At 72.4% G+C, this 12,000-nt stretch carries 12 protein-coding genes; 7 read left to right on the forward strand and 5 right to left on the reverse strand.

The window, feature by feature from the left end:
* Positions 1 to 15 precede the first annotated feature (15 nt).
* Together QNO14_RS08580 and QNO14_RS08585 are read left to right on the forward strand one after the other, a co-directional pair.
* Entirely contained in the window at positions 16 to 240 is a 225-nt protein-coding gene (locus QNO14_RS08580) for a DUF3107 domain-containing protein (protein ID WP_257493148.1), read from the forward strand.
* A 4-nt stretch (positions 241 to 244) separates the two neighbouring features.
* Positions 245 to 532: a hypothetical protein gene (locus QNO14_RS08585; protein ID WP_257506313.1), complete on the forward strand. Its 288-nt coding sequence runs from the start codon at positions 245 to 247 to the stop codon at positions 530 to 532.
* Between the two features lie 11 nt (positions 533 to 543).
* Here the strand turns inward: QNO14_RS08585 and QNO14_RS08590 are convergent, their stop codons facing one another.
* On the reverse strand, positions 544 to 1,260 hold the full coding sequence (locus QNO14_RS08590) for a ferritin-like domain-containing protein (RefSeq protein WP_257506314.1): 717 nt from the start codon (positions 1,258 to 1,260) through the stop codon (positions 544 to 546).
* A 154-nt stretch (positions 1,261 to 1,414) separates the two neighbouring features.
* Between QNO14_RS08590 and QNO14_RS08595 the strand changes: the two genes are divergently transcribed.
* On the forward strand, positions 1,415 to 2,854 hold the full coding sequence (locus tag QNO14_RS08595; RefSeq protein ID WP_257493145.1) for a DEAD/DEAH box helicase: 1,440 nt from the start codon (positions 1,415 to 1,417) through the stop codon (positions 2,852 to 2,854).
* A 90-nt stretch (positions 2,855 to 2,944) separates the two neighbouring features.
* Here QNO14_RS08595 and QNO14_RS08600 read toward each other — a convergent pair whose 3' ends face one another.
* Entirely contained in the window at positions 2,945 to 3,859 is a 915-nt protein-coding gene (locus QNO14_RS08600) for a carbohydrate kinase family protein (protein WP_257493144.1), read from the reverse strand.
* Between the two features lie 19 nt (positions 3,860 to 3,878).
* Positions 3,879 to 4,751 (reverse strand): PHP domain-containing protein, encoded by an 873-nt coding sequence (locus tag QNO14_RS08605; protein WP_257506315.1) that lies wholly within the window; start codon positions 4,749 to 4,751, stop codon positions 3,879 to 3,881.
* Between the two features lie 82 nt (positions 4,752 to 4,833).
* Here QNO14_RS08605 and QNO14_RS08610 point away from each other — a divergent pair, with 82 nt between their 5' ends.
* The 4 genes from QNO14_RS08610 to QNO14_RS08625 all read left to right on the forward strand — a co-directional run bounded on the left by QNO14_RS08610 (position 4,834) and on the right by QNO14_RS08625 (position 10,570).
* Positions 4,834 to 5,850 carry an endonuclease/exonuclease/phosphatase family protein gene (locus tag QNO14_RS08610; protein WP_257493142.1) on the forward strand — a complete coding sequence of 339 codons (1,017 nt, stop codon included), beginning with the start codon at positions 4,834 to 4,836 and terminating at the stop codon, positions 5,848 to 5,850.
* Positions 5,851 to 5,887: 37 nt separating this feature from the next.
* Positions 5,888 to 7,309 (forward strand): aminopeptidase P family protein, encoded by a 1,422-nt coding sequence (locus tag QNO14_RS08615; protein WP_257506316.1) that lies wholly within the window; start codon positions 5,888 to 5,890, stop codon positions 7,307 to 7,309.
* Positions 7,306 to 9,102, forward strand: coding sequence for a gamma-glutamyltransferase family protein (locus QNO14_RS08620; protein ID WP_257506317.1), 1,797 nt, complete (start codon positions 7,306 to 7,308; stop codon positions 9,100 to 9,102). The genes QNO14_RS08615 and QNO14_RS08620 overlap by 4 nt, the downstream gene beginning before the upstream one ends.
* Positions 9,103 to 9,229: 127 nt before the next feature.
* Positions 9,230 to 10,570 (forward strand): HNH endonuclease signature motif containing protein, encoded by a 1,341-nt coding sequence (locus QNO14_RS08625; RefSeq protein WP_257506318.1) that lies wholly within the window; start codon positions 9,230 to 9,232, stop codon positions 10,568 to 10,570.
* 66 nt (positions 10,571 to 10,636) lie between these two features.
* Here QNO14_RS08625 and QNO14_RS08630 read toward each other — a convergent pair whose 3' ends face one another.
* Together QNO14_RS08630 and QNO14_RS08635 are read right to left on the reverse strand one after the other, a co-directional pair.
* Positions 10,637 to 11,287: an alpha/beta hydrolase family protein gene (locus QNO14_RS08630; RefSeq protein WP_257506337.1), complete on the reverse strand. Its 651-nt coding sequence runs from the start codon at positions 11,285 to 11,287 to the stop codon at positions 10,637 to 10,639.
* Between the two features lie 11 nt (positions 11,288 to 11,298).
* Positions 11,299 to 11,973, reverse strand: coding sequence for a YflT domain-containing protein (locus QNO14_RS08635; protein ID WP_257506319.1), 675 nt, complete (start codon positions 11,971 to 11,973; stop codon positions 11,299 to 11,301).
* Positions 11,974 to 12,000 lie beyond the last annotated feature (27 nt).

Here is a 12,000-nt window from a genome sequence, read left to right on the forward strand (position 1 = left end):
GAAAGGCAGTCACCCGTGGAGATCCGCATCGGCATCGTCAACACCGGCCGCGAGCTCGGCTTCGAGACGAACGAGTCCGCCGAGGTCGTCAAGACCTCCGTCGCGCAGGCGCTCGATTCCGGCGCCACCCACCTTTCGTTCGTCGACTCGAGGGGCAGCTCCTACATCGTCCCGACGGCCGCACTGGCGTACATCGAGGTCGGCACCGAAGAGTCCCGTCGCATCGGCTTCGTCGGCTGACACCGTGCAGATCCTCCTGGCCCTGATCGCGGGGGTCGCGCTGGGACTGACCGCGCACTTCACCGTCGGCGGCCGCGACACGCGCGGAGCCGCGGTCGGGCCCCTGCTGGGTGCCGTCGTGGGCGGACTCGTCTGGATGGCGCTGACGTGGGCGGGAGTCGGCATCGAGAGCCCCTGGATCTGGGTGGCATCCTTCGCCGCCCCCCTCGTCGTCTTCCCCGCTCTGGTCGCGCTCACCCGGGTGCGGCTGCGCCACGACGCCCGCGAGCGGGCACGGCTGAAGCTCGCCTGACGCGGCTCGCCTCAGGCGTCCAGGCCCATCGCGCCCATGCGGCGGGAGTGAGCCGCGAGCAGGTCGCTGAACACCGGCTCGACCTTCTGCTCATCCGCGGCATCCAGCGTCGTCGGGCGCAGCGCGGCGCGTGCGATGAGCAGGGTGTCGCCGACGAGGCGCCTGCCCCACATCGCCAGCAGCGCGCGCCACTCGTCATCGGAGTCGATCGCCGCGACGATCATGTCCACGAGCGCCTGCCGATCGTGGTCGGCGCCGAGGATGGCGGCGGCTTCACGTCCCGTCTCGCCGTAGCTCGAGGACAGCGCGACGTAGAAGTCGTCGAGCATGCCCGCGGTGATGTGCACCGACAGCATGGTCTCGAGCGGCCGTGCGCCGTGCGTCGCGCGGCGGAAGGCGTCCAGCGGCTCCCGGAAGGGCAGCATGATGTCCAGCGCGTCGTCGCCGCGTCCGCGGATGAGCCCGACCAGGCCCCGATGCTTGAGCAGCGCAGCGCCGGCGGCAAGCGACAGCGACTCCTTCTGCGACAGCTCCGGGGTGGGGGCGATGAGCTCGCTCAGCGTCTCGAAGTAGCCCAGCTGCAGGTACGCGGCCTGCCCCAGGAACGTGTCGATGTCGGGCGCGAGAGCCTCGAACGCCACGCGCTGGGCGTTGCCGGCGTCGCCGCGCGAACGAAGAGAAAGCGTGCGCGCGGCCGGCCGCGCGCGCTTGAAGAACCACCGGGCCACGAGACACCACGATACGCACCTGACGGGGCATTCCCGCATCTCCGGTAGGCTGGAAGCGCCCCGGCGACGGATCGGGGCCCCGCGCCTGCGGCTGAGTGAAGGGCGTGGAAGCTCTCACCCCGGCGGACTCTCACCGCCAGACAGGCTCAATATCGTGACGACTTTCGCCGAGCTCGGCGTCGATCAGGACATCGTCGACACCCTCGCCGCCCGCGGCATCGTGGACGCCTTCCCGATCCAGGAGCAGACGATCCCCCTCGGCCTTCCCGGCCAGGACATCATCGGCCAGGCCAAGACCGGCACCGGCAAGACCTTCGGCTTCGGCATCCCGGTCGTGCAGCGCCTGGGCCTCAACCCGGAGCCCGGCGTCAAGGCGCTCATCGTCGTTCCCACCCGCGAGCTGTGCGTGCAGGTCTACGAGGACATGGACATGCTCACCTCGGGCCGCTCCACGAGCGTCGTGGCGATCTACGGCGGCAAGGCGTACGAGGGGCAGATCGACCAGCTCAAGGCCGGCGCACAGATCGTCGTGGGCACCCCCGGGCGCCTCATCGACCTGGCGGGCCAGCGTCTGCTCGACCTCTCGCACGCCACCGAGGTGGTGCTGGACGAGGCCGACAAGATGCTCGACCTCGGCTTCCTCCCCGACATCGAGAAGATCTTCTCCAAGGTGCCGCCGGTGCGTCACACGCAGCTGTTCTCGGCCACCATGCCCGGCCCGATCGTCGCGATGGCGCGCCGGTTCATGTCGAACCCCATCCACATCCGCGCCACCGACCCGGACGAGGGTCTGACGCAGGCCAACATCAAGCACCTCGTCTACCGGGCCCACTCGCTGGACAAGGACGAGATCATCGCCCGCATCCTGCAGTCCGAGGGCCGGGGCAAGACGGTGGTCTTCACCCGCACCAAGCGTGCCGCGCAGAAGCTCGCCGATGAGCTGAGCGACCGCGGCTTCAACACGGCCTCGGTGCACGGCGACATGAGCCAGGAGGCGCGCGAGCGCTCGATGGCCGCCTTCAAAGCGGGCAAGAAGGACGTCCTCATCGCCACCGACGTCGCCGCCCGCGGCATCGACGTCGACGACGTCACGCACGTGATCAACCACACGATCCCCGACGATGAGAAGACCTACCTGCATCGCGCCGGCCGCACCGGCCGCGCAGGCAAGACCGGCATCGCCGTGACCTTCGTGGACTGGGACGACCTGCACAAGTGGGCCCTCATCAACCGGGCACTCGAGTTCGGCCAGCCGGAGCCGGTCGAGACGTACTCGTCCAGCCCGCACCTGTTCAGCGACCTGGACATCCCCGCCGGCACCAAGGGCCGCATCGTCACCGCACCGCGCACCCAGGCTGTGAAGACGCAGGCCGCCGCCGCCCCCGAGGGCGACTCCGAGCGTCGGCGCCGCCGTCGCCGCAGCGACGAGGGCGCCGCCCCTCAGGCCTCCGACGGCGAGGGCGCTCCGACCCGGACGGCCGAGGGTGCCGGCACGCACGACGGCGGCGGCAAGGAGCACCACGACGGCAAGACGGCCCCGCGTCGGCGCCGGCGTCGTCGCGGTTCGGGCACGGGCGCTCCCGCCGCGAGCTGAGTCCCACCGCGCAGAGGCGCACCGCCGCCAGGAGAACGAGGCGCTGAAGGCCAAGGGCCTCTCACTGTCGTGAGCCGACCGGGCCGCCGCTCAGCGGGCCGGCAGCTCGTGCTGCCACGGCGGGTCGGCTCCCGGACGCGACACGGTGACGGCCGCGGCTTCCGCGCCGCGACGGAGCACGGCCGCGAGCTCGGTGGCATCCCACCCCGCGATCCGCGCCCGCACGGCCTCGGCCGTCGGTGCGTGGATCTCGGCGATGAGGGCCGCCATGACGGTGTCGCCGGCGCCGACGGTGTCGACCACGTCCACGGCTGCCGCCGGCGCCTCGGCGATGCCGGCTGCATGGACGGCGAACGAGCCCGCCGCGCCCTCGGTGACGACCACGACGGAAGGCCCCCGGCCGAGCCACTCCCCCGCGACGACGCGGTGGTCCCGGCCCGGGTGCAGCCAGTCGAGGTCTTCGCCGCTGACCTTCACCACGTCCGACAGGGCCACCAGCCGCGCCACACGCGCCCGCACGTCGTCGGGGTCGGTGATGAGGGAGGGGCGGATGTTCGGGTCGAACGTGATCGCCGAGCCCGGACGGGCGACGCGCAGCGCGTGCTCGACGGTGTCGGCGCCCGGCTTCAGCACCGCGGCGATCGACCCGGTGTGCACGACGGGCGATGCCGCGGGATGCCACGGCGCCGGCGCCCAGGTGATGTCGAAGTCGTAGGTGGCCGCGCCCTCGCCGTCGAGGTGCGCGACGGCAGTGGACGTGCGCGCCGGCGACCCCGGCACCTGCACGCTCACCCCCGATGCGTCGAGCCACGCTGTCACCGCGCGGCCGTGCTCGTCGTCGGCGAGCTGTGTGACCAGGCGCGCGGGAAGGCCGCGCCGCGCCAGGGCGAGGGCGACGTTGGCAGGGCTGCCGCCGGGGCTGGACCTCGTGCCCGTTGGCGTGTGGACGATGTCGACGAGCGCCTCGCCCACCACCACGACGGCGGGCCCGGATCCGGTGTGCATGCGTGCTCCTCTTGCCGCGTCAGGGGTACACCGGCGCGCTGCCGGTGCCGCGCGCGATGATGCGGGCCACCATCTCGTCGCTCGTGGTGTGCTCCCCCGGCATGTTGGGCTTTCCCCTGCCGTGGTAGTCGCTGGACCCGGTCACGATGAGGTCGTGCTCGGCGGCCACCGCCCGCAGGGTGGCGATGCCCTCCGGAGTGTTCTCGCGGTGGCCGAGCTCGAACCCGCCGAGGCCCAGTGCGATGAGCTCCCTCAGGAGCGGCATCGGCATCATGCGGTCGCGACCGGCAGGGGTCGGATGGGCGATGACGGGCACCCCGCCGGCGGCGACGATCAGCCGCACCGCGTCGCGCACGTCGGGCGCGTAGTGGGGCACGTAGTATCCGCTCGTCGGCGCGAGGATGCCGGAGAACGCCTCGCCCCGGTCGCGTGCGAGGCCCCGTGTGACGAGGGCGTCGGCGATGTGAGGGCGGCCCACCGTCGCCCCGTCGCCGGTCTCTGCCACGACGTCGTCCCAGGAGAGGTCGTAGTCGCGACCGATCGCCGCCACGATGCGCTCTGCACGGCCGAGTCGGGCGCTGCGGATGCGTTCGGTCTCGGCGCGGAGGGCACGGTCGTCGGGGTCGAACAGGTAGGCCAGCACGTGCACGCTCCGCCAGCGGTCGGTGGCGCTGAGCTCCATACCCGGAAGGAAGGTCATGCCGAGCGACGTCGCCGCCTCGGCGCCCTCGGCCCAGCCGGCCGTCGTGTCGTGGTCGGTGAGGGCGGCGGTGCGCACCCCCGCGCGGTGCACCGCCAGCATCGCCTCGGCGGGCGACTCCGTGCCGTCGGAGAAGACCGAGTGCAGGTGGAGGTCGCTGGGCCCCTCGAACCTCTGCCGTGCTGAACTCACCCCACGAGCGTAGCGGCGCGGGCCGGGACAGACCGGGTGCGGCATCCGCCGATCTCCCAGACACCTGTCATAGAGTCGCGACGTGCTGCGACTGACCGGGATCCTCGCGACGGTTCTGTTCGCCATCGCTGCCGCGATCCTCACCTGGCCGGCGTTCTTCCGGCTCGAGCGCACGTACCCCATCGCCCAGATCGTCTCGTTCCGTCCGCTGGTCGCGCTCGCCTTCGCCGCCGGCGTCATCGTGGCCCTGCTGCTGGCCGTCGCCCGGCCGCTGCGGGCGATGGCGCTGTCGGTCGCCGCGGTGTGCGCGATCGCCGCCGTCGCGACCGGTGTGACCGTCGTGCAGCGCGGGGCCGGCTCCGAGGCCCTCCCCACCAAGGGCGAGGCGAGCGTGCGGGTCATGACCTGGAACACCGCGGGAGGCGACGCCACCTCCCCCGACACCATCGCCAAGACGGCCGTCGCGATGGCCGCCGACGTGGTGGCCCTCCCCGAGACGACGATCGAGACGGGCGAAGCCGTCGCGCTGGCCATGCGCGACATGGGCCACCCGATGTGGGCGCACCACACCCGGCAAGGGCTGTGGGATGCCGACTCCACGACGCTGCTCATCTCGCCGGCGCTCGGCGACTATGCCGTCATCGAGTCCTCCCGAGACGGCACGAGCAACACGTCGGTGGTGCCCAGCGCCGTCGCCATGCCGGTCGATGGAACCGGGCCCATCATCGTGGCCGCGCACGCCGTCGCCCCGCGCCAATCCGCGATGCAGGAATGGCGCGACGACCTGCAGTGGCTCGCCGACCAGTGCGCCGCCGAAGACGTCATCATGGCGGGCGACTTCAACGCCACCCTCGACCACATGCGGCGCCTGGGGGTCGACGGCGGGCACCTGGGTCGCTGCCACGACGCCGCGGCGGCCAGCGGCAGCGGAGCGGCCGGCACGTGGCCGGCGCAGGTGCCGACCCTCGTGGGCTCCCCCATCGACCACGTCATGGCCACGGACAACTGGGACGTCTCCGGATCGGTGGTGCTGACGTCGATGGACGGCGCCGGCAGCGACCACCGCCCCCTGGTGGTCCAGCTCGAACCCGCGGGCTGACTGGGACCGCTCAGCTGAGCGGTGCCACACTGGTGGTATGAACACGTCAGGCGACAACGAGGCGACCGCGACCGAGCCGCAGCAGAGCGACACCACCACCAACCGCCGTCAGAACTACGGCCAGGGGTTCCTCGACACGATCTCCACGGGGTGGGCGGAGCGTCCCGCCACTCTTCCGGAGCCGCGCGAGCAGGCCGCCTACGCCGCCGCGCGCCGCCAGGCCGTATCGGCGGCCTTCCCGGGCAAGCGCCTCGTCATCCCCGCAGGGTCGCTCAAGCAGCGCTCCAACGACACCGACTACCCCTTCCGCGCGCATTCGGCGTTCTCGCACCTCACCGGCTGGGGCTCCGACAGCGAGCCCGACTCGGTGCTCGTCTTCGAGCCGACCGCTGAAGGCCACACCGCCACCCTGTACTTCCGCGAACGCGCGGACCGCACGACGGCGGAGTTCTACTCCGACGCCTCGATCGGCGAGTTCTGGATCGGCCCCCGCCCCGCCCTCGAGGGCGTCGCGGCCGACCTCGCCCTCGCGACCGACCACCTCGATGCGTTCGCGGCATCCGACGAGGACCTCGTGGTCGGCGAGGACCCGGACCTCACCCGGTTCGTCTCCGAGCTGCGGCTCGTCAAGGACGACTACGAGATCGCGCAGATGCGCCTGGCCGTCGACGTGACCGCCGCAGGCTTCGACGACATCGTCGCGAACCTCCCCCGCATCATCGAGCACCCGCGCGGTGAGCGCGTGGTCGAAGGCGTCTTCCACCAGCGGGCGCGCAGCGATGGCAACGCCGTGGGTTACGACACGATCGCGGCATCCGGCCCGCACGCCTGCTACCTGCACTGGACCCGCAACGACGGGGCGGTGCTCCCCGGCGACCTGATCCTCGTGGATGCCGGAGCGGAGGTGGACAGCCTGTACACCGCGGACATCACCCGCACGCTGCCGGTCTCCGGGCGCTTCACCGACATCCAGCGCCGCATCTACGAGACCGTCCGCGAAGCCGCCGACGCCGCCTTCGCCGCGGCACGGCCCGGGGTCACCTTCCGCACCCTGCACGAGACCGCACTTGCCGTGCTGGCCCGGCGCACGTCGGAGTGGGGGCTGCTCCCGGTCACCGCCGAAGAGGCGCTGGATGCCGACCGCGGCGGCCACCACCGCCGCTACATGGTGCACGGCACCAGCCACCACCTCGGCATCGACGTGCACGACTGCGCGCAGGCGCGCCGGGAGATGTACTACGACGGCATCCTGCAGCCGGGCATGGTCTTCACGATCGAGCCGGGTCTCTACTTCCAGATCGACGACGTCACCGTACCCGAGGAGTACCGCGGCATCGGCGTGCGCATCGAGGACGACATCCTCATGACCGAGGACGGCCCGGTGAACCTCTCCGCCGGCATCCCGCGTACCGCCGACGAGGTCGAGGCCTGGATCGCGCGCGCCGCGGACCGCGCGTGACATTCACCCCGCCGTCCGGCTTCACGACGCGCCCCACGCTCGAGGGGACGTTCGGCATGGCCGCCTCGACGCACGCCACGGCGACCGCTGTGGCCCAGGCGGTGCTCGAGCGCGGCGGGAATGCGTTCGACGCCGCGGTGGCGGGCGGGTTCGTGCTGCACATCGTCGAGCCCCACCTCAATGGCCCGGGCGGCGACCTCGTCGGCATCTTCCAGTCGGCGGATGCCACCGAGCCGACCGTCCTCATGGGGCAGGGACCGGCCCCGGCCGGAGCGACCATCGCCCACTTCACCGCTGAAGGGCTCGATCTCGTGCCCGGTGCGGGCGGGCTCGCCGCCGCGGTTCCCGGGGCCGTGGACGCCTGGCTCGTGCTGCTGCGCGACCACGGCACGTGGGAGCTCGGTGACGTGCTGTCCTTCGCGATCGGCTACGCCCGCGACGGGCATCCGCTCCTGCCCGCCGCGGCGACGACCATCGGGCGGGTGGCGGATCTCTTCCGCGAGTCCTGGCCGACGTCGGCGGCGCAGTGGATGCCGGGTGGCGAGATTCCGGCCGCCGGGTCGCTCGTGCGCAACCCGGCGTACGCGGCCGTGCTCGAGCGGCTCACCGCCGCCGGCGACGGCGCTGTCGACCGGCGGGAGCGCATCGACGCCGCGCGGCGGGAGTGGAAGACGGGGCTCGTCGCGCAGGCGGCATCCGCCTTTCTCGCGCAGCCCCACCGACACTCCTCGGGCACGGACCACGCCGGCGTCATCACCCCGGCGGACTTCGCGGCCTTCGACGCCGGATACGAGCCCGCCGTCACCGCCGATTTCCGAGGCTACGTGGTGGCCAAGGCGGGGGCGTGGACGCAGGGACCCGCGCTGCTGGAGGCGCTGCGGATCCTCGACGGCTTCGAGGACGAGGCGCTGGACCCCGCGACCGCTCGGGGCGCCCACACGATCATCGAGGCGCTGAAGCTGGCGCTGGCCGACCGCGACGCGTACTTCGGCGACGCAGCGGACCCGGCCCTCGTCACCAGCCTGCTGTCGGAGGAGTACGTGGCGTCGCGTCGTGCGGAGATCGGCGAGCGGGCGTCGCGGGAATGGCGACCGGGCGCGCTGCCGGGCATCGCGCCGTTCCATCCGCCGATGCGTCAGGAGCCGTCCGGTGGCGGCGCACCGGCCGGTGTCGGCGAGCCGACCGTCGCGAAATCCGGCGCGACCCGAGGCGACACCTGCCACATCGACGTCGTCGACCGCTGGGGCAACATCGTCGCGGTCACGCCCTCGGGCGGATGGCTGCAGTCGTCGCCGACGGTCCCCGAACTCGGATTCTGCCTCGGCACCCGCTTGCAGATGACCTGGCTCGACGAGGCATCCCCCGCCGCGCTGCGGCCGGGCATGCGGCCGCGCACCACGCTCAGCCCCACGCTCGTGTCACGCGACGGCGCACCGGTGATGGCGCTCGGCACGCCGGGCGGAGACCAGCAGGAGCAGTGGCAGCTGCCGATGCTGCTGCGGATCATGGTGGGCGGATACACGCCGCAACAGGCGATCGATGCGGCGACCCTGCACACGACCGCGGTGGTGGATTCGTTCTGGCCGCGCACATGGACGCCGGCCGGTGTGGTCGCCGAGGACCGCCTCGGAGCCGACGTCATCGACGAGCTGACCGCGCGCGGACACGATGTCACCGTGAGTGGCCCCTGGACCCTCGGCCGCCTGAGCGCCGTCGGCATCGACCGCAGTCGCGGCGTGCTCTGGGCAGCGGCGAATCCGCGTGGGATGCAGGGGTACGCGGCGGGGCGGTGAGTCGCGGAGGGCGGCGCCAGCCGTCGTTCCCTCCCCAGGACGCGCGTCGTGCGGGTTATCCACAATCAGCGGATGACCTGGGATTTGCGCTCCGTCAATGTCGGTGGCCCTCGGCAGAATAAGGGGCATGGACAGCTCCCCGACCACCACTCGCGACGACGTGTCGTCGTTGACGGATGACGTGATGTCGTTGACGGATGTGGTGGCGGAGATGGTGGATGCCGACCGTCAGCTCGCCGCGATCCAAGCCTGGCAGTTGGGACTGCTGGCGCGGGCGGGGGCGATCGCGGCGGCGCAGACCGCGCAGATCCCGATCGCCGCGCAACGGGAGCGGGAGATGCCGTTGCGGTCGATCGCGGCAGAACTGGGCGCGGCGCTGCGCCGGTCCGACCGGGGCATGCAGAACCGCATCCACCACGCCACCCTGCTGCGCGAACGGTTCCCCGCCACCGTGACGGCGTTGGCGGAGGGGCGGATCGACATCGCCCACGTCCGGGTCATCGACGACGCCGGGGCGCGGATCGCCGACCCTGATGTGCGGGCGGTGTTCGAGCAGGCCGCGCTGGCCGTGGCGGAGCGGGAGACGGCGGGGCGGGCGAAGCCGATCATCACCACCTTCGCCCACCGCATCGATCCCATCCCGCTCACGGAACGACACGCCACCGCGGCGGAGACTCGGCGGGTGTGGGTGCGGGACCTGGATGACGGGATGGCCGAACTGGTCGCCCTGCTGCCGGCACCCCTCGCGTACGGCGTCCGCGACCGTCTCACCCAATACGCCCGCATCCTCCGCGACCCCGCTCCGGGCGAATCGGGCGCCGTGGACGACACGTCAGAACCACCCACTGCCGCGGACTGCCGGACGATGGATCAGCGGCGCGCGGACGTGTTCTCCGACCTGCTGCTCACCGGACACGCCACCGCCGACGCCTCCGACGCGACCCTCTGCGAGAGCGACGCGCTCATCGCCCGCATCGAGGTCACCATCCCCGCCGCCACCCTCACCGGCCAGAACATCCCCGCCGCGTTCCGCGGACACGGGCCGGTCGACCCCGACACCGCCCGCCACCTCGCTTCCCTCGCCCTCACCTGGGACCGGCTGCACCTGAACCCCGCCACCGGGGCCGTGGAACACACCGACAACTACCGGCCCACCCAGGCCCAACGCCGCCTCCTCCGCGCCCGCGACGAGCACTGCCGGTTCCCCGGCTGCCGCACCAGCGTCTGGCACTGCGACATCGACCACACCATCGACCACGCCCACGGCGGCCCCACCCGCGTCTGCAACCTGGCACACCTCTGCAAGCGGCACCACACCCTCAAGCACAACACCGCGTGGACCGTGGTGCAGCACGACGGTGGAGTGCTCATGTGGACCAGTCCCACCGGCCGGGTCTACCCCGACGTGCCGCCCCGGACCCTCGAGTTCACCGCGTCGGCCGCCAGCGGGGCTCCGCCACCGTTTTAGGCCGTGTTGATCAAGCTGGTGCGTAGCCCACCTGATCCGCGAACCGCTCCGTCGCCGCCGGCACCGTCAGGAGTGCGCGCGCATCCACGCAACGACGATCGGCGCCAGGCTCTCGCCCACGTCGTCCGCGGGGCGCTTGCGCCCCTTCACCTCGAACGAGTGGTTGCCACCGTCGATCCAGTGCACCGCGGCATCCCGGCACGACGCGACGGCATCGGCGAGCTGCTCGTGCGGGTCGACGAACGGGTCGTTCGTCCCCTCGACGAAGAGCTGCGGCGGCCCGACATCGGGCAGGTGCGCGACACGCGGCTTGTCGGGGCGGCCCGGCGGATGCAGGGGGTAGCCGAGGTACACCAGTCCCGCGGGCGAGATGAGGCCCTCCGCCGCAGCCATGGATGCCATGCGGCCGCCGTACGACTTGCCCGCCGCCCACACCGGCGCGCCGGGGACGCGACGCCGCAGCGCCGCCTCGGCGGCCTGCCAGGTGGCGAGAGCCTGCGACGCGGGCCCGGGCATGCGCCGTCCGGCCTCGACGTAGGGGAAGTTGAAACGCAGAGTCGCCACGCCCGCGGCATTGAGCCCGCGGGTGAAGCCGACGAGGAATGGGTGCCCGCACCCGGCGCCCGCGCCGTGGGCGACCGCGATCGCGGCCCACGGCTCTGCGGGACCCTCGAGCACCGCGGTGACCGCCACCTCCCCGGAGGGAAGGTCGACCATCAGCTGCTCGGTCACGCGCGCGCGGACCCGCCCTCGCCGGGCGCCGCGTCGTCGCCGGTCGTCGGCTGGGCCTCCGAGTCGCCTTCGGGGCGCGGCGGAAGGATGCGCTCACCGTAGCGGGGCGGCTCGGTGGGGTCGGTTGGGGCTGCGGCCGGACGCGGCTGCGGCTGCGCCTGCGACTGCGGGCCCGGCGCGACGTGCGGCGCCGGCGCCGGGGCGTCGCTGCGCCCGAGCGCCTGACGTGCTTTGTGCACGCTCGCGGGCAGCACCGTGACGTCGTAGCGCTCGGCGACGACCTGGGTGATCGACGCGTAGTCGCGGCGTCGGCGGATCAGCGAGTACGTGATGATGCTCATCAGCATGCCCACGGCGATGCCGACGAACAGCACCCCGACGAACAGCTGGATCGGCACCTCGGGGGTACCCAGGACGAAGATCGCCGCGAAGAGCAGTCCCAGCAGCAGGCCGTTGATCGCGCCCTGCCGCGCGGCGGTGGCGTAGCCGAGCCGCCCCGTCACCTTCTCGATGGACCGCAGCTCCTGCCCGACGATCGCGATGTCGCGCGCCGGCACCTCGGCCGAGATCATCGCCGAGACCGCCTTCTGAGCCGCCTCGTAGGTGGTGAAGCTCGCGACCGTGTCGCCGACCGCATTGCGCCCCGAACCGAACGGCCCCATCATGCTCATTCCCCCATCTTCGCACGCGGTACCGCC

Source organism: Microbacterium sp. zg-Y625 (assembly GCF_030246925.1).
GTDB classification, from domain to species: domain Bacteria; phylum Actinomycetota; class Actinomycetes; order Actinomycetales; family Microbacteriaceae; genus Microbacterium; species Microbacterium jiangjiandongii.

Bases quoted from the DNA above. Each gene is read 5' to 3' on its own strand.
- QNO14_RS08630 (WP_257506337.1), bottom strand. From the start codon at position 11,287: ATGGTCGACCTTCCCTCCGGGGAGGTGGCGGTCACCGCGGTGCTCGAG.
- QNO14_RS08635 (WP_257506319.1), bottom strand. From the start codon at position 11,973: ATGAGCATGATGGGGCCGTTCGGTTCGGGGCGCAATGCGGTCGGCGAC.
- QNO14_RS08625 (WP_257506318.1), top strand. From the start codon at position 9,230: ATGGACAGCTCCCCGACCACCACTCGCGACGACGTGTCGTCGTTGACG.
- QNO14_RS08615 (WP_257506316.1), top strand. From the start codon at position 5,888: ATGAACACGTCAGGCGACAACGAGGCGACCGCGACCGAGCCGCAGCAG.
- QNO14_RS08600 (WP_257493144.1), bottom strand. From the start codon at position 3,859: ATGCACACCGGATCCGGGCCCGCCGTCGTGGTGGTGGGCGAGGCGCTC.